Origin of the sequence: Streptomyces barkulensis (assembly GCF_002843305.1) — a bacterium.
Taxonomy (GTDB): domain Bacteria; phylum Actinomycetota; class Actinomycetes; order Streptomycetales; family Streptomycetaceae; genus Streptomyces; species Streptomyces barkulensis.
Genome location: NZ_PGSG01000103.1, coordinates 25,558 through 42,247 on the forward strand (window position 1 = coordinate 25,558; position 16,690 = coordinate 42,247).

Consider the following 16,690-nt stretch of genomic DNA (forward strand, 5'->3'; position numbering starts at 1 on the left):
GGTCAAGCCGGAAACCCAAGGTACGCACGCGGTGACAGCGGGTGCCAACGGGGTCGTCGGTGAGTCGCCGTGCGGGCAGGATGTTCCTGGTCGGTCGACGGGCGGACGGAACTGGGCATCCGCGAGTACCGGGACGGTGGGGAGGTCGACGTCATGGAGTTCGCGACGGAGCATCCCGAACTCTTCAGGACCACCAGGAAGGCCACGTTCGGTGCGGAGACCGCCGTGTCGGACGGTGCGGTGCTCTCGGTCAACCCCTGCACGTACCAGGGGAGGATGGGCGACTACATCCTGGATATCCGGATCTATCGCTTCGACGTGTCCGAACCCGACGGCTGGCGGGCGGAGCTCGAACGCTTCGCGGAGGCGTATCTGCCGGTGGGCATGGAGGAGACGGGCTGCGAGAAGTAGCCGTGCTGCCTGCCTGCCTGCCTGCCCGCCACCGGGGCGGTGCGGTGGAGCGGTGCGTAGGCGCCGCCCCACCAACCGTTCACGGGTTCAGGGACGTGAGCCCGCCGCGTGGGTGGTGAAGGCCGACCAGGCGGCAGGGGACACGGACAACGGCTGCCGCTGAGTGTCCTTGGAGTCCCGGACGAGGACGGTGGCGGGTCGCACCGCCACCTCGACGCAGTCGCCGCCCCCGCCGCCGCTGTAGCTGCTCTTGAACCAGTGCAGTTCAGTGGTGCTCATAGCGCTCCTCGCATCTGCTCCAGCAGGCTCGCGGTAGCCCGGTGGCTCAGAGCCTGTGAGCGCATCTTGCCATAGCGCTGGAGCATGGCACTGACGGCTTTCGGGTCGGTGATCAGCGCACTGCTGTCGTGCGCTTCGACGTACCCGACCCATCGGTTGTCCGATGTCTCGGCCAGGCGCATCGGCCCCTCGAATCCCGAGTGGTCCTCCTGCCGCAGCGGCATGACCTGGATCTCCACGTTGCGGCGGCGTCCCTGTTCCAGGAGGTGGTCGAGAAGGGCCCGTGTGGTGTCGGGACCTCCGAAGTGGCGTTCCAGGAGCGCCTGCTCGATCACGAAGGAGAACATCGTGTCCGGGCGCTCCACGATGAGCTGCTGCCTGGCCAGACGAGCCGCCACCTGACGTTCGAAGACATCCTCCGTCAGGAGCGGAAGGCGGCGCTCGAAGATTGTTCGGATGTAGGGCTCCGGCTGCAACAGCCCCGGAATGACGCTCGACTCGTACGTGTACAGCGACAGCGCCTCCTCCTCGATGCCGGCCCACTGGTGGAACCACGAAGCCAGGCCCGCCCGCCGGGTCAGGCTGCGGGCCGCCGCCGCGAGGACGCGGGCGGCGACGGGGCCGAGGACTTCCTCGGAGCGGTCCACGAGGTTCCTGGGCGGGAACCGCTTGCCCTGCTCGATCTTGGCGACGTAGTGCGGGGAGTAGCGGACGCGCGGGGCGAACTCCTCCTGCGTCAGCCGGGCCTCCTCCCGCAGGACCTTCAGGACGGCCCCGAAGGTCTTGAGGCTGTCGGACAGTTCCGGTTCGCCGTTCCCGCCGCCGTTCCCTCCGTTCCCGCCACCGCTCCCGCCGCTTCCGCCGCCGTTCGCGTTCCCGCCGTCGTTGTCCGCCGTCATGGAAAACCGCCTCCCCGTACCCGCGTCGGCAACACGATGTGCCCGTCCCGTTGCCCAACGTCACAGATCAGTCATCGTTACACCCCGTGACCGACCCAGTCCACCGGTTCCGCTGGTACAGCGAAATCTGTACGGGTTCCGGCCCTGCCGACCAGGCGGTTCGCGGCGGAACGCTGGCCGCCATGACAGTCCAGCACCCCCAACCGCCCATCACCGTACGTACGTTCGCCCAGCGTTTCTCCGCGACCCGGCGCGGTGCGCGGCTGGCCCGGCTGCTCGCCGCGCACCAGTTCACCGTCTGGGGCGTCCCGCGCGGCACGGCCGTCTTCGACTCCGCCACGCTGGCCGTCGCCGAGCTGGCGGCCAACGCCGTGCTGCACGGCCGCGTCCCCGGGCGGGACTTCGAGCTGGTGCTCGTGTACGACGGCGGGGGAGGCGTGCTGCGCGTCGAGGTGGCCGACACCCACCCGGCGCCCCCCGTGCCCTCGCCGGCCGCCGTCGCAGGGGCGGAGCCGGAGTGCGGGGAGGAGGAGCGGGGCAGGGGGCTGCTGCTGGTCGAGGCGGTCGCGGACCGCTGGGGGGTGCGCGAGCGCTGCGGACCGGGCAAGACGGTGTGGGCGGAGTTCGCACTCAAGGCGGTGCCCGGCGGCTTCCCCGGCCCGTTCGACCCCGTCGAGCCCGCCGGTTCCGCTGACACCTCAGCTCCGGTGGACGGCACCTGACATGGTCGGAACCGGATGACGTCCCAGTCGGGCGCCGCCCGGCCCTTCCCGGCGGCCGGGCGCCGGGAAGGGCGCGGTCAGGCGTCGCGCAGGCCGACCTTCCTGTGCAGCCGCCGCAGCGGCCGCGGAGCCCACCAGTTGGCGCGGCCGAGCAGTTTCATGGCGGCGGGTACGAGGATGCCGCGCACCAGGGTGGCGTCCACGATCACCGCCAGGGCCAGCCCCGCGCCCAGGAGTTTGAGCAGGCTCAGCTGGGAGGTCGCGAGCGCGGCCAGGACCGTGGCGACCACCAGGGCGGCGGCGGTGATCAGCCGGCCGGTGCGGTCGATTCCGAAGACCACCGCACGGGTGTTGTCCCCGGTGGCCAGGTACTCCTCGCGGATGCGGGAGAGCAGGAACACGCTGTAGTCCATGGACAGGCCGAACGCCACGCAGAACATCAGCAGCGGCACGGTCACCTCCAGCTGCCCGGTGTGCACGAAGTCGCCCACGAGCCACTTGAGATGGCCGTCCTGGAAGACGTACACCATCGCGCCGAAGGAGGCGGTGAGGCTGAGCACGTTGAGCAGCAGGGCCTTCAGGGGGACCACCAGGCTCCCCGAGAACAGGAAGAGCAGGGCGAACATGCTCAGCGCGATCACCGCGCCGGCCCAGGGGATGCGGTCGCCGAGCGAGGACTTGGTGTCCACCAGGGACGCGGCCTCCCCGCCGACCAGTGCCTGCGACGGGGCGCCGACCGCGCGTACGGCCCGGACGTGCTCCTCGCCCTCCGCCGAGTTGGGGCCGGCGGTGGAGACCACCGACAGCCAGGTCCCGCCGCCGTCCGCGTAGGCGGCGGAGGCCGGTCCGGGAGGCGCGACGCGCCGGCCCCCGGCCCAGCTTCCGGCCGCGCCGTCCACCCGGGCGGTGCCCTCGACGCGGGAGAGGTCGCGGGCGTACCGCTCCAGGTCCCCGCGCCGGTCCCCGGGGTTCAGGTCCGGCAGGACGACCGTCACCGGGGAGGTGGAGGCGCCGTCGAAGTCCTCGCGGATGCGGTCGGAGGCAACCTGGGCGCTGCTTCCCTCCGGAAGGATCCGGTCGTCGGTGAGGCCGAAACGGGCGTGGCCGAAGGGCAGTGCGAGGAGGACCAGCAGCACGGTCACGGCTCCGCCGGCCAGCACCGGACGGCGCATCACCGCACTCACCAGCCGGTGCCAGAAGCCGGTTTCGCCCTGCCGGGCGCCCGGCAGCCGGCGGCGCAGACCCGCGAAGACGTCCAGGCGGTCGATGCGGCGGCCGATCAGCGAGAGCACCGCGGGCAGGATCACCAGGGACGCCGCCGCCGCGAGGATCACCACCGCGATCCCGGCGTACGCCAGGGACCGCAGGAAGTACACGGGGAAGACCAGCATCGCGGCGAGCGAGAGCGCCACGGTGAGCGCGGAGAACAGCACCGTGCGTCCGGCGGTGCGCATGCTCTCGGCGATCGCCCCGTGCACGTCCAGGCCCCGGCCGAGTTCCTCGCGGTACCGCGTGACGATGAACAGGCTGTAGTCGACGGCGAGTCCGAAGCCGAGGGCGGTGGTGATGTTCATCGCGAAGAGAGACACATCGGTGAACTCGGTCATCAGACGCAGCACGGCGAGGGTGCCCACGACCGACACGACACCCACCAGCATCGGCAGCGAAGCGGCGACGAGGGAACCGAAGGCGGCCAGCAGGATGAGCAGGGTCAGCGGCGCCGCGAGCAGTTCGGCGCGGGTCAGGTCCTCCTGGCTCTGCTTCTCCAGCAGGTCGTTGACCGGGGCCCGGCCGGTGGCGGTCACGGTGAACGGCCCCTGCTCGCCGGTGACCCGCGGCACCAGTTCCCGTGCCGCCCCGGTGGCCTCGCCCTCGTCACCGGCGAGCTTGACCAGCACCAGGGCGGACTTCCCGTCCTCCGAGCGCATCGAGGGGTCGTGGGTGCTCCAGAACGACCGCGCGGAGACCACGGAGGGCGAGTCGCCCACGCGGTCGGTGAACTCCCGCCCGGCCCTGGCCAGTTCCGGCCGGTCGACGGGGGCGCCGGCCTCCAGGAGCAGGACCATGTCGGGGGATCCGGCCCCGAATCGTTCGGCGAGCATCCTCCCGGCCCGGGCGGACTCGGAGTCGCCGGGCGTGTAGCCGCCGCCGGACAGGTGCTCCGCGACCCCGCCCCCGAAGAGAGCGGCGGCCATGGAGAAGGCCGCGACCAGTACGAAGACCGGCACCCTGCGCCTGGCCAGCGACCGGGCGAGGGCCGCGAGCCGGCTGCGCGGTGGTGACGGTGACGGCCCGGTGGTGCCGTGGCCGGGCTGCCGCTGTGCGTACGGAGTCATGGAGATCCCCCCTGATGTCTTCGGGGCGGGCGCGGGCGGGTCGCCGCTTCCGCCGTGGTCGGACGCGCCGGTGTCGGGTCACCGGGCGCCGTGGATGTTCGTACGGGGGCCCGACCCCGGTCGGTGTCCGCCCGTGTCCGCCCGTGGTCCTCAGCCCTGCCCGAGGAGGTGGTGGCGCAGGGAGGAGTGGACCCAGTCGGCCCACTGCCGCGGCGTCCAGCCCCGCTCGGTGACCAGCAGGTGGTACATCTCGGGGCCCAGCAGGCCGTAGCCGATGTCCACTGCGCGGTCGAGGGTGAGGGGCCCGGGCAGCGGGTGCTTCTCGGCCAGGGCCTTCACCAGGTGCTCCTGGACCTCCATGCGCTGCCGCTTGTTGCGTTCCCAAAGCGGTGCGACGTCCTCGTTGGAGACCGCCGCGCTGCGCAGCACCTCCAGCAGCCCGCCGACCCGCTCGTAGATCTCACGGGCGCCCGCCACCTGGTGGCGCAACTGGTCGTCGGGATCCTCGGCGGCCACGGCTTCCAGCACCCACGGGCGTTCCAGCGTCGGGACCGGCTCGTCGTCCCCGGCGACGCGGACGTCGAGGAGTTCCTTGAGGATCGTCTGCTTGTTCCCGAAGTTGAAGTAGACGGTCTGGACCGCGACCTTGGCCTCCCGGGCGATGGAGTCGATCGTCGTGCCGTCGTAGCCGTGGGCGGTGAAGAGCCGGAACGCCGCGTCCAGCATGCGCCTCCTGGTCTCCTGGGCCCGCTGCCGCCTGATACCGGGCTTGGCCTTCACCTTGGCACCGTCCGTTCTCCCGTTTCATTGACTGTAGTGCTTCTCTAGAGTGAGACTACAGCGAATTTCTCGGTACGGCCACAGAGAGGGCGCGTATGGGTACGCGGTCGGAACGGCGAGCGGGCGACCGGACGCCGGGCGGGTCCGGGGGGATGGTGCCTCTGCTCGCCACGGGCATGGGGCTGGCGATGTTCGTGCTCTTCGCACTCGGCGCGCTGGGGCCGTCGCTTCTCGGGGAACTCGGCATCCCGCGTTCCCTGTTGGGCGCCCTGACGGCGCTGGCCTTCGGTGCCGCCTCCGTGCTGTCGCTCTGCACGGGGCACATCACCGACCTCATGGGAGGCCGGCGGACCCTGGTGGGACTCCTGGCGACCGTGGCGGCGGCCTTCGCTCTCCTCGCGCTCGGGGGCGACCTCGTCCGGCTGCTCCTGGCACTGCTGCTCGCGGGGATCGCGCAGGCGTTCGTCAACCCGGCGACGAACCGGCTGATCGCCGACCATCTGCCGCCCGAGCGGCAGGCCGCGGCCGTGGGCGTCAAGCAGTCGGGCGTCCAGATCGGGGCGTTCGCCGCGGGGCTGCTGCTTCCCACGCTGGCGGCGGCGCTCTCCTGGCGCGCGGCACTGGCCCTGGTGGTCCCGGTGGCGCTGTCCGCCGCGCTCCTGGCCCTGCGGCTCCCGGCCGACCGCCCCCCGGCCGAACGGCGGACGGGCGGCTTCCTGCCGGGGAAGCCCAACGCCGCCGCCCGCCGCCTCATCGTCTACTCGTTCGGCGTCGGTACCGGCCTGGCCTCCCTCAACACCTACCTCCCGCTCTACGCGCACCAGGAACTCGGCATGGGAGAGCGGGCGTCGGGCGCGCTCATCGCGGTGCTCGGCGTGGCGGGCATCGCGGCACGCGTGCTGTGGGCGCGTCTCGGCGGGCGGTTCGCCGACATCTCCGTCCCGCTGTCGGTCCTGGCGGGAGCCGCCGCGTGCTTCGTTGCCCTGATGCCGGCGGCCGGCGTGCTGACGCCGCTGGTGTGGGCCGGGGCCGTCGGCCTGGGAGGGTCGGCGGTGGCGGCCAACGCCGTCTCGATGGTGGCCGTGGTGCGCAGTCCGCGCTTCGGTCCCACCGGGCACGCCTCGGCCTTGGTCTCGGCGGGCTTCTTCGGCGGCTTCGCCTTCGGCCCGCTCGCCTTCGGGGCGCTGGTGGACGGTACGGGCGGCTACGGCGCGGGCTGGGCCATGATCGGCGCCGCCTTCCTCGTCTCCGTCCTGTGCGGGGTGCGGATGCGCGGAGCGGGGCGTTCTTGAGGGGGCGGGAACACGCGCGCCGCCCGGCGGGCCGGACGGCGACGGTGGAAGGTTGTGAGCGCCCCCGGCAGGACTCGAACCTGCGGCCAAGCGCTTAGAAGGCGCCTGCTCTATCCACTGAGCTACGGGGGCTCAAGCGGTCGCGGACGGACGACGGAGCGCCCCCGGGTGACCTTGCCGCGACAAGGATAGGGGCCCGGGCGCTTCCTCCCGGTTGCTTCACGTCCGCGACACCCTGTGGAGGTTCAGTGAAGCGGTCCCGATAATCGCAGGCGAGTACGAATCATGCATCGGTTTGAACGCCCGGCGGGGCGGGTGTTGTGCAGTCGTTATGCCCTCCGCTCCCCGGCGCGGCGCGGGCCACAGGGGTCAAAACACCCTGTTCTAGCCCTAATGCACTTCAAAAACCATTCGAAATTGGGCATTCTGCCCATGTGGCGATCTTGGAAGCTAGGACCGAACTGCTCGACGCGCTCACCACGCTGCGTGACCGCGTCGCCGCAGCCCGCTTTCCGCTGCCGCTGCCCGGGGCCGAGCGCGCCCGCCGCTCCCGCAGCGAGCTGCTCGCCCAGCTCGACGACTACCTGGTGCCCAGGCTGCGTGCCCCCGAGGCGCCGCTGCTCGCCGTGGTCGGCGGCTCCACCGGGGCCGGGAAGTCCACCCTGGTCAACTCGCTCGTCGGGCGCCGGGTCAGCGACGCGGGGGTGCTGCGGCCCACCACGCGCACACCCGTGCTGGTCTGCCACCCCGCCGACCAGCACTGGTTCGCCGGACCCCGCGTACTGCCCCGGCTGAGACGGGTCTGGACACCGCGCCGGGACGACTGCCGGGCCACGCAGGACACCCCGCCCGCCCTCCCCGACGACGACCACCCGGCGGACGGCGGCGACGCGGACGCCCCGCCCGCGCTCGCCGTCGAGACCGCCGAGGCCGTGCCCGTCGGGCTCGCCCTGCTGGACTCGCCAGACATCGACTCCCTGGTGACCGCCAACCGCGAACTGGCCGCCGAGCTGTTCTGCGCCGCCGACGTGTGGATCCTGGTCACCACCGCCTCCCGCTACGCCGACGCGATCCCCTGGCATCTGCTGCGCAGCGCCCGCGAGTACGACGTGACGCTGGCCACCGTGCTGGACCGGGTGCCCCACCAGGTCGCCGACGAGCTCTCCCGCCGGTACACCGCCCTGCTGACGCGGGCCGGCCTCGGCGACGTGCCCTGCTTCACCGTTCCCGAGCTGCCCGAGTCCGCGCACGGCGGCTCCGGGCTGCTGCCCGCCACGGCCGTGGCCGGGCTGCGCGAGTGGCTGCTCCACCACGCCGGGGACCCCGCCGCCCGCGTGGTCGCCGCCGACCGGACGGCCACCGGCGCCCTGGCCTCGCTGCGCTCGCGCGTCTCCGGGCTGGCGGGCGCGGCGGCGGCCCAGCACGCGGCCGTACTGCGGCTGATGCGCCACATCGACGGCGCGTACGAGCGGGCCGGGGCGCGGGTGCGGCGGCAGATCGCCGACGGCGAACTGCTGGCGGGCGAGGCCCTCGCCCGCTGGCGCGGCTTCCCCCGGGACAGCGGCGGCGACGAACTCCTGGACGCCTTCGCCGACGGACTGTCCGCCCTGCTGCGCGGCGCCGTCGGCGACGCCGACGAGCAGGCCGCCGACGCCTGGCGCCTGGAACCCGGCGCCCCCGAGTGCGGCCGCGCCGACGAACTGGTCGCCGAGCGGATCGACCTCCTGGCGCGGCGCTGGCGGCGCTGCCTGGAGGAGGTGGCCGACGAGGAACTGCGCGCGGCCGAGAGCGGCTGCCCGCTGTCGGCCGAGGAGACCGCGGCCCTGCTCGCCACCGTCCTGCTGGGCGGGTGGCGCGCGCGGGGCGCGGACGAGGCGCTCGCCTGCGCCCTGGGCGCGGCCGGCGCGGCGCGGCTGCGCGAGCGCGGCGAGCGGCTGCTGGAGGACTGCCTGGACCGCGTGCTGCGGGGGGAGCGCGGCTACCGGCTCGCGCCCCTGCGGGACCTCGACGCCACCCCCGACCAGCAGGTGGCCCTGATCGCCGCACTGTCCGTACTGCAGAGGGAGAGGTGATCGCGGTGGGCACCGATGTCCGCACCGACGGCGGCCGGGCCTGGGACGACGGGCTGATCGCCCGCAGGGCCCGTACGGACGGGGGCGGGGGCGTGCGGGAGGAGGCCGAGGGAGCGACGTTCCCCGCCGGTCCCTTCCCCGCCGGTCCCTTCCCCGCCGGTCCCTTCGACACCGGCCCCTTCGACACCGGGCCGTTCGAGGGCGCTCCCTTCGACGCCGGGCTGTTCGACGGCGCCCGCGGCGGCCGCACCGGCGGCACACGGGCGTACACCGCGCCGGGTGCCGCGCCGGGTGCCGCGCCGGGCGCCGCGACCGAGGAGGAGGCGCTGCGCGAACGGCTGCGCGCGCTGCGGGAACTGGTCGGCCTCTCCCGCACCCGGCTGGACGGCGAGGCGCTCGCCGAGGCGGGCCGGATCCTGGACGAGGTCACCGCGCGCGGCAGGCTGTCGCGGGCGTACACCACCGTCGCCGTCGCAGGGGCCACCGGCAGCGGCAAGTCGATGCTGTTCAACACGCTCGCCGGGGTCCAGCTCTCCGAGACCGGACTGCGCCGCCCCACCACCTCGCTGCCCGTCGCCTGCGTCTGGGAGACCGAGTGGGACAGCGGCGCCGACGGCCTGCTGGAGCGGATGGGGGTGCCGCCCCGGGCCCGGCGCCGGGTGCAGCCGCGCGACCCGGCACTGCGCGGTCTGGTCCTCATCGACCTGCCCGACCACGACTCCGCCGCCCCCGGCCACCGTGAGCAGGTCGACCGGATGCTGCGGCTGGTGGACGCGGTGGTCTGGGTGACCGACCCGGAGAAGTACGCGGACGCGGTGCTGCACGAGCGCTATCTGCGACCCCTGGCCGGCCACGCCGAGGTGACGTTCGTGGTGCTCAACCAGGTCGACCGGCTGCCGGGTGACGCCGTCGACACCGTCATGGACGACCTTCGGCGGCTGCTGGACGAGGACGGCATGGCCCTCGGCGAGCACGGCGAGCCCGGTGCGACCGTACTGGCCCTGTCCGCGCTCACGGGCCAGGGCGTCGGCGAACTGAGGGACTCGCTGCGCGAGTTGGCCTCGGGGCGGCGGGCGGCCGCGCTGCGGCTGTCGGCCGACGTGGACGGCGCGGTCGCCCGGCTCCGCCCGGTCTACATGGCCGACACCCCGCAGGGCCCGGCCGGGCTGACCGAGCGGGCGCGCGAGGAGTTCGAGGACCGGCTGGCCTGCGCGGTGGGCGCGTGGGCGGCGGGGCAGACGGCCGAGCGCCTCTGGCTGCGCCACGCCGAGCAGGCCTGCGGGACTCCCTGGGCACGGCTGCTGCGCTGGTACGAGACGCGGCGCGGGCGCGGGGAGACGGCCGCCGCCCCGGCCGTACCCGGTGCCGGACCGGCCTCCGGGGACGGTGCCGGGGACGGTGCCGGGGACGGAGCCGGGGACGGGAACGGGGCGGGGGAGAGTGGCAGGGACGGGGCCGTGGCTCCGGAGACGGTCGCGGTGGCCCGGCCCGTACTGGCGCAGGCGGTCCGGGCACTGGCCGAGGAGGCGTCGGCCGGGCTGCCGCAGCCGTGGGCACGCTCGGTGCGGGACGCGGCCTGGCGCGGCGCGCTGGGGCTGCCGGAGGCACTGGAGGACGCGATCGCCTCGGCCGAGGACGACGGCGAAGAGGCCCGGCCGCCGAGGCCGCGCTGGTGGACGGTGGTGTCCTGCGCGCAGTGGCTGATGCTGGCCGTCCAGCTGATCGGCCTCCACCTGCTGGTGGACCTGATCGCCGGAGGACCCGGATGGGGCGGCGTCTGGCTGCCGGTGGCGCTGCTGACGGGCGGCGCGCTGGGCGGTCCGCTGCTGGCCGGGTGCTGCCGGATCGCGGCACGGGGGCCGGCGCGGGCGTACGGGCTGGAGGAGGAGCGCGGACTGCGGCGGCTGGCGACCGGCTGGGGCCAGGCCTGGGTGCTGGAACCGGTGGCCGCCGAACTGCTGCGGTACCGGGAGGTGCGCGAGCAGTACGTCATCGCGGCGGGCGGCACGGACCGGGCCTGAGGCCGGATCAGGAGACCGTCCGCCCGTCCGCCCGTCCGCCCGGCCACCCGTCCGGGTGGCCGGGTTGTCCACAACCCGGCGGTACTCCACAGGCCGCGGCGGACTTCGCCCCGTGCGGGCAGCATCGGATCCGTACGGCTCGTACGACCCGTACGGGAGCGAACGGGAAGGGAACGGGGCGGCCCGGATGAACGAGACGACGGTGACGGTGGTCGGCAACGCGGCGTCGGCGGTGGAGGCCAGGACGACGGCGTCCGGCCATCCGGTGGCCCGGCTGCGGCTGGCCACCACGGTGCGGCGCTACGACGAGCAGCGGGGCGGCTGGACGGACGCCTACACCAGCTTCTACACGGTGTGGGCGTTCCGGGGGCTCGCGGAGAACCTGGCGGCCTCCGTGACCGTCGGCGAACCCCTGGTCGTCCAGGGGCGGTTGCGAGTGCAGCAGGGCGAACGCGACGGAAAGCGCTGGACGTCGGCGGAGATCGAGGCGACGGCGGTGGGGCACGACCTGGCCCGGGGCACCTCCTCGTTCCGCCGCGTGGTGCGGGCCGTTCCCGTCGGGGAACCGGCCGCAGGTCCATGAGACTTACACACAACCAGCCGGTAACGGCCTCTATGTCATGGTGAGTACGGCTCTGCGGCATTCCCCTGTAACGATTGGGACTCGGAGTGTGTAACGTCTGATATTCCTGGGGATCGCGTTCCGATTGCTCCCTACGATCACCCCCTGAGACACGGGGGTTGACGAGGGGACGACCAGACCATGATTTCTGTACGCGGACGGGGTCCCGCCCGTTTCGCCGCCGCAGCGATAGCCACTGGCATGCTGGCGGCAGGAGCGATCGCCGGCGCGGGGACCGCCGTCGCAGACGAGAACAACCAGCAGGGCGGCGTGCTCGCCACCCTGCCCAAGGCCGGTGTGACGATCGGTTCCGGTGTCAAGATCCTCAACGGTCCCAATCCGGGTAACACCGCTGCCGGTCTGTTCGAGCTGCAGGTCAAGGGTGGCGGCACCCTGAAGACCTACTGCATCGACATCGGCCGCGGGACGCGCGCGGGCGCTGAGTACCGCGAGGCCTCCTGGGACGAGTCCACGCTGCACAAAAACGAGAACGCGGGCAAGATCCTCTGGATCCTGAAGAACTCCTACCCGCAGGTGAACGACCTCAACGCACTCGCCAAGTCGGTCGAGGAGAAGACCGGTGAGAAGACCCGGCTCACCGAGAAGACCGCCGCCGCCGGCACCCAGATCGCGATCTGGCACTTCTCCGACGACGCGAAGGTCGACGCGGACGACGACAACGCCGACAAGCTCGCCGAGTACCTGATCGAGTCGGCCGAGAACCTCGCCGAGCCGAAGGCCTCGCTCACGCTCGAGCCGCCCGCCGTCTCCGGCAAGGCCGGCGAGAAGCTCGGCCCGGTCACCGTGAACACCAACGCGCAGACCGTGAACGTCGCGCCGGGAGCGGAGGCCGCGAACGCGGGTGTGACGGTCGTCGACAAGGACGGCAACGCGGTCACCACCGCCAAGCAGGGCGACCAGCTCTTCTTCGACGTGCCCAAGGGCACCGAGCCCGGCACCGCCTCGCTGACCGCGCAGGCCAACACCGAGGTCGCCGTGGGCCGCGCCTTCACCAGCGTCAACCCGGAGAACCCGAGCCAGACCCAGATCCTGGCCGGTTCCAGCAGCTCCAGCGTCACCGCCACCGCGACCGCGAACTGGGCCAACGAGGGCCCGATCCCGGCCGTGACCGCGGAGAAGAACTGCGTCAAGGGCGGCGTCGACGTCACCGCCACCAACAAGGGTGACGAGCCGTTCTCCTTCTCCCTCGCGGGCAAGGAGTACGAGATCCCGGCCGGCGGCTCCGAGACCGTGACCGTCCCGGTCCAGGAGGACCAGGCGTACGACATCACGATCACCGGTCCGAACGGTTTCGAGGAGACCTTCACCGGCACCCTCGACTGCGAGACCGAGGCCACCACCGGCGGCGGCGAGGAGGAGAGCCCCGAGCCCTCCACCGAGCCCAGCCCGGCCACCGTCGGCGGCGACACCGGTGACACCGACGGCAACCTCGCCGAGACCGGCAGCAGCAGCAACACCCCGATCATCGCGGGCGTCGCCCTCGCCCTGGTGGTCCTCGGTGGCGCCGCCGTCTTCTTCCTCCGGAAGAAGAAGCCCGCCACCGCCGGCTCCGACGACTGAGCCGTCGCCGCACCTGGCTCCACATCGCTCCACCGGTCCGGGCGTGATCGCCCGATCCGCCCGGACCACCCGAACCACCCGGCCGCGTGCCGCCGCACCACTTGCGGCGGCACGCGGTCTTTTCACGGCCCGGGGGCGTGACACAGGTCGCCCCGGTGCTCGTTTTCGTCCCAGCGCGGGGGTGCGGCAAGATGGGGTGTATCTGCCCACTCCCTGATTGCCGGACGGTTTCTCTTGGCTGAGTACATCTACACCATGCGCAAGGCGCGTAAGGCGCACGGCGACAAGGTGATTCTCGACGACGTCACGCTGAGCTTCCTGCCCGGAGCGAAGATCGGTGTCGTGGGCCCCAACGGCGCCGGAAAGTCCACGGTGCTGAAGATCATGGCCGGGCTGGAGCAGCCGTCCAACGGCGACGCCTTCCTCGCCCCCGGCTACAGCGTCGGCATCCTCCTGCAGGAGCCCCCGCTGGACGAGTCCAAGACGGTGCTGGAGAACGTCCAGGACGGCGTCGCGGAGATCAAGGGCAAGCTCGACCGGTTCAACGAGATCGCCGAGCAGATGGCGACCGAGTACACCGACGAGCTGATGGAGGAGATGGGCAAGCTCCAGGAGCAGCTCGACCACGCGAACGCCTGGGACCTGGACGCCCAGCTGGAGCAGGCCATGGACGCCCTGGGCTGCCCGCCCGGCGACTGGCCCGTCACCAACCTCTCCGGCGGCGAGAAGCGCCGCGTCGCGCTGTGCAAGCTGCTGCTGGAGGCCCCCGACCTGCTGCTGCTGGACGAGCCCACCAACCACCTGGACGCCGAGTCCGTGCTGTGGCTGGAGCAGCACCTGGCCAAGTACGAGGGCACCGTCGTGGCCATCACCCACGACCGGTACTTCCTGGACAACGTCGCCGAGTGGATCCTCGAGCTCGACCGCGGCCGCGCCCACCCCTACGAGGGCAACTACTCCACCTACCTGGAGAAGAAGGCCGCCCGCCTCAAGGTCGAGGGGCAGAAGGACGCCAAGCGGCAGAAGCGGCTCAAGGAGGAGCTGGAGTGGGTCCGCTCCAACGCCAAGGGCCGCCAGGCGAAGTCCAAGGCGCGTCTGACCCGCTACGAGGAGATGGCCGCCGAGGCCGAGAAGACCCGCAAGCTGGACTTCGAGGAGATCCAGATCCCGCCGGGCCCGCGTCTGGGCAACGTCGTGGTCGAGGTCGAGGGTCTGCACAAGGCGTTCGGTGACAAGGTCCTCATCGACGACCTGTCCTTCACCCTGCCGCGCAACGGCATCGTCGGCGTCATCGGCCCCAACGGCGCGGGCAAGACCACGCTGTTCAAGATGATCCAGGGCCTGGAGGAGCCGGACTCCGGCAGCATCAAGGTCGGCGACACGGTCAAGATCTCCTACGTCGACCAGGCCCGCGCCAACATCGACCCCAAGAAGACGCTGTGGGCCGTCGTCTCCGACGAGCTGGACTACATCAACGTCGGCCAGGTCGAGATGCCCTCGCGCGCCTACGTCTCCGCGTTCGGCTTCAAGGGCCCGGACCAGCAGAAGCCGGCCGGGGTCCTCTCCGGCGGTGAGCGCAACCGCCTGAACCTGGCGCTCACCCTCAAGCAGGGCGGCAACCTGCTCCTGCTCGACGAGCCGACCAACGACCTCGACGTCGAGACCCTGTCCTCGCTGGAGAACGCGCTGCTGGAGTTCCCCGGCTGCGCCGTGGTGGTCTCCCACGACCGCTGGTTCCTGGACCGCGTGGCCACCCACATCCTCGCCTACGAGGGCGAGAGCAAGTGGTTCTGGTTCGAGGGCAACTTCGAGTCGTACGAGAAGAACAAGATCGAGCGGCTCGGCCCGGACGCCGCCCGTCCGCACCGCACCACCTACAAGAAGCTGACGCGGGGCTGAGGAGAGGCGTGCGCCACACATTCCCCTGCCCTCTGCGCTGGTCCGACATGGACTCCTTCGGGCACGTCAACAACGTCGTGTTCCTGAGGTACCTGGAGGAGGCGCGGATCGACTTCATGTTCCGGCTCGCCCGCCAGGCGGCGTCGGGGGCCTTCACCGGCGGCTCGGTGGTGGCCGGGCACGAGATCTCCTATCTGCGCCCGCTGGTGCACCGGCACGAGCCGGTCGTGGTCGAGATGTGGGTGACCAGGATCGGGGCGGCCTCGCTGACGGTCGCCTACGAGGTCAAGGACGGCCCCGGTGAAGGGGACACCGTCTACGTCCGCGCCTCGACGGTCGTGGTCCCCTACGACCTGGAGCGCGAGCGTCCGCGCCGGCTCAGTGACGAGGAGAAGGCGTTCCTCAAGGAGTACCTGGACGACAGCGCGACGGGGGCCGCCACCGCATGAGCCGCACGAGCGGACAGCCCCCACGCCTGGTGTTCGCCGACCCCGGGGAGGCGGCCGAGCTGGCCGCCCTCCTGGGGCGGCTGCTGCGCTGGGAGAAGGCCGCGGCGGCACGGCTGCGGGCGACCGGCGACGGCGTCCTGGGCGTCTTCGCGCGGCCGGCCCGTTTCGAGGTGCTGGCCGTGCGCACCGTCCGGCTGACCGAGCCGGCACAGCTGGACGCGACGGTCTCCGCCGGGGAACTGCTGGAGGGCCTCGACGAGGCGTCCGAGTCGGTCTCCGTGCCCGCCGCCGTGACCGGCCCGCCCTGGGCCGGCCTGCTGCCGCCGCGCGGCGGCTGGCGTCCGGTGGGCGAGCTGCCGTACGAGTCGGTGCGCGCGGCCGCCGCCTCGGTGGTCGCCGAGTTCCGGCGGCGCAGCGAGGCGCTGGCACCCGGCGAGCGCACCCGCGAGGCGCTGGACGCGCTGGCGGAGGAGATCTGGTCCCGTCCCCTGGGCGGCGGTACGGGGCTGCCGCTGCGCGCCGTGCACGCCGCGCAGGCGCTGGGCATGCTGCGCTCGCGCGGCCCGGCCCCGGCGGCCGGCCCGCAGGGGCCGCCGCCCGCCACCGGCGGGCGGGACGCCGCGGTGGCGGTGCTGGCCGCCGGCACCTGGCTGCGGCTGCGCACCCCGTACGGCTCGGTCGCCGTGCGCGGCGCCGGGCGGGGTGTGCCGGGGCTGAGCGTCACCCCGCTGTGAGAGCGCCCTTGCCGACGTCTCCGCCGACGTCTCCGCCGACGTCTCCGCCGACCTCTCCGCCGACCTCTCCGCGAACGGCGTCGTGAACGGCGTCGGGAGAGCCCCGGCCCGCAGGAGTGGGAAGGGCCGGGGCTTCGCCGGGTGCGCCGTGTTCGTGCGCGGTGTTCGTGCGCGGTGCGGGGTCAGTCCGGGGTGTTGACCATCGAGGCGGCCGCGTAGACCAGGTAGTCCCACAGCTGCCGCTCGTGCTCGGGGGACAGGCCGAGCTCGTCCACGGCGTCGCGCATGTGCCGCAGCCAGGCGTCGTGGGCGGCGCGGTCGACCCTGAAGGGCACGTGCCGCATGCGCAGCCGGGGATGCCCGCGCTGCTCGCTGTACGTCCGGGGCCCGCCCCAGTACTGCATCAGGAACAGCGCCAGCCGCTCCTCGGCCGGACCGAGGTCCTCCTCCGGGTACATCGGCCGCAGCAGCGGGTCCCCGGCCACACCCTCGTAGAACCGGCGCACCAGCCGCCGGAAGGTCTCCTCGCCCCCGACCTGCTCGAAGAAGGTCTGCGTCTGCACGTCGCCACGCGGAATCTCCATCACGCCCCC

The 16,690-nt window shown here is 72.7% G+C and carries 15 protein-coding genes and 1 tRNA gene; 10 read left to right on the forward strand and 6 right to left on the reverse strand.

Annotated features, from left to right (window positions below; genetic code table 11):
- Window positions 1-69 precede the first annotated feature (69 nt).
- On the forward strand, window positions 70-411 hold the full coding sequence (locus tag CUT83_RS20835) for a hypothetical protein (protein WP_101257362.1): 342 nt from the start codon (window positions 70-72) through the stop codon (window positions 409-411).
- 87 nt (window positions 412-498) lie between these two features.
- Here the strand turns inward: CUT83_RS20835 and CUT83_RS20840 are convergent, their stop codons facing one another.
- Window positions 499-690, reverse strand: a complete 192-nt coding sequence (locus tag CUT83_RS20840) for a DUF397 domain-containing protein (protein WP_101257363.1) — start codon at window positions 688-690, stop codon at window positions 499-501.
- On the reverse strand, window positions 687-1,589 hold the full coding sequence (locus CUT83_RS20845; protein ID WP_101257364.1) for a helix-turn-helix domain-containing protein: 903 nt from the start codon (window positions 1,587-1,589) through the stop codon (window positions 687-689). The genes CUT83_RS20840 and CUT83_RS20845 overlap by 4 nt, the downstream gene beginning before the upstream one ends.
- A 182-nt stretch (window positions 1,590-1,771) precedes the next feature.
- Between CUT83_RS20845 and CUT83_RS20850 the strand changes: the two genes are divergently transcribed.
- The gene (locus CUT83_RS20850) at window positions 1,772-2,311 is read left to right on the forward strand and encodes an ATP-binding protein (protein ID WP_101257365.1); all 540 of its coding nucleotides are present in this window, start codon (window positions 1,772-1,774) and stop codon (window positions 2,309-2,311) included.
- 77 nt (window positions 2,312-2,388) lie between these two features.
- Here CUT83_RS20850 and CUT83_RS20855 read toward each other — a convergent pair whose 3' ends face one another.
- Both CUT83_RS20855 and CUT83_RS20860 read right to left on the reverse strand, forming a co-directional pair.
- Window positions 2,389-4,647 carry an MMPL family transporter gene (locus CUT83_RS20855; RefSeq protein ID WP_101257366.1) on the reverse strand — a complete coding sequence of 753 codons (2,259 nt, stop codon included), beginning with the start codon at window positions 4,645-4,647 and terminating at the stop codon, window positions 2,389-2,391.
- 150 nt (window positions 4,648-4,797) lie between these two features.
- Window positions 4,798-5,427 (reverse strand): TetR/AcrR family transcriptional regulator, encoded by a 630-nt coding sequence (locus CUT83_RS20860; RefSeq protein ID WP_240957665.1) that lies wholly within the window; start codon window positions 5,425-5,427, stop codon window positions 4,798-4,800.
- 152 nt (window positions 5,428-5,579) lie between these two features.
- Here CUT83_RS20860 and CUT83_RS20865 point away from each other — a divergent pair, with 152 nt between their 5' ends.
- Window positions 5,580-6,719, forward strand: a complete 1,140-nt coding sequence (locus tag CUT83_RS20865; RefSeq protein WP_158239041.1) for an MFS transporter — start codon at window positions 5,580-5,582, stop codon at window positions 6,717-6,719.
- A 59-nt stretch (window positions 6,720-6,778) separates the two neighbouring features.
- Here the strand turns inward: CUT83_RS20865 and CUT83_RS20870 are convergent.
- Window positions 6,779-6,851: transfer RNA gene (locus CUT83_RS20870), tRNA-Arg, on the reverse strand.
- Between the two features lie 311 nt (window positions 6,852-7,162).
- Between CUT83_RS20870 and CUT83_RS20875 the strand changes: the two genes are divergently transcribed.
- The 7 genes from CUT83_RS20875 (at window position 7,163) to CUT83_RS20905 (ending at window position 16,097) form a co-directional block, all read left to right on the forward strand.
- Complete coding sequence (locus CUT83_RS20875) at window positions 7,163-8,791, forward strand: dynamin family protein (protein ID WP_101257368.1); 1,629 nt, start codon at window positions 7,163-7,165, stop codon at window positions 8,789-8,791.
- A 5-nt stretch (window positions 8,792-8,796) separates the two neighbouring features.
- Entirely contained in the window at window positions 8,797-10,812 is a 2,016-nt protein-coding gene (locus CUT83_RS20880) for a GTPase (RefSeq protein ID WP_158239042.1), read from the forward strand.
- Between the two features lie 187 nt (window positions 10,813-10,999).
- The gene (locus CUT83_RS20885) at window positions 11,000-11,395 is read left to right on the forward strand and encodes a single-stranded DNA-binding protein (protein WP_101257370.1); all 396 of its coding nucleotides are present in this window, start codon (window positions 11,000-11,002) and stop codon (window positions 11,393-11,395) included.
- Between the two features lie 240 nt (window positions 11,396-11,635).
- Entirely contained in the window at window positions 11,636-13,015 is a 1,380-nt protein-coding gene (locus tag CUT83_RS20890) for a Cys-Gln thioester bond-forming surface protein (RefSeq protein WP_420882389.1), read from the forward strand.
- Window positions 13,016-13,249: 234 nt separating this feature from the next.
- Window positions 13,250-14,914 carry an energy-dependent translational throttle protein EttA gene (ettA, locus tag CUT83_RS20895; RefSeq protein ID WP_101257372.1) on the forward strand — a complete coding sequence of 555 codons (1,665 nt, stop codon included), beginning with the start codon at window positions 13,250-13,252 and terminating at the stop codon, window positions 14,912-14,914.
- Between the two features lie 8 nt (window positions 14,915-14,922).
- Window positions 14,923-15,363, forward strand: a complete 441-nt coding sequence (locus tag CUT83_RS20900) for an acyl-CoA thioesterase (protein WP_338154115.1) — start codon at window positions 14,923-14,925, stop codon at window positions 15,361-15,363.
- Complete coding sequence (locus CUT83_RS20905; protein WP_101257373.1) at window positions 15,360-16,097, forward strand: DUF8010 domain-containing protein; 738 nt, start codon at window positions 15,360-15,362, stop codon at window positions 16,095-16,097. The genes CUT83_RS20900 and CUT83_RS20905 overlap by 4 nt, the downstream gene beginning before the upstream one ends.
- A 182-nt stretch (window positions 16,098-16,279) precedes the next feature.
- Here CUT83_RS20905 and CUT83_RS20910 read toward each other — a convergent pair whose 3' ends face one another.
- Window positions 16,280-16,684 (reverse strand): globin, encoded by a 405-nt coding sequence (locus CUT83_RS20910; RefSeq protein WP_101257428.1) that lies wholly within the window; start codon window positions 16,682-16,684, stop codon window positions 16,280-16,282.
- Between the last annotated feature and the right edge of the window lie 6 nt (window positions 16,685-16,690).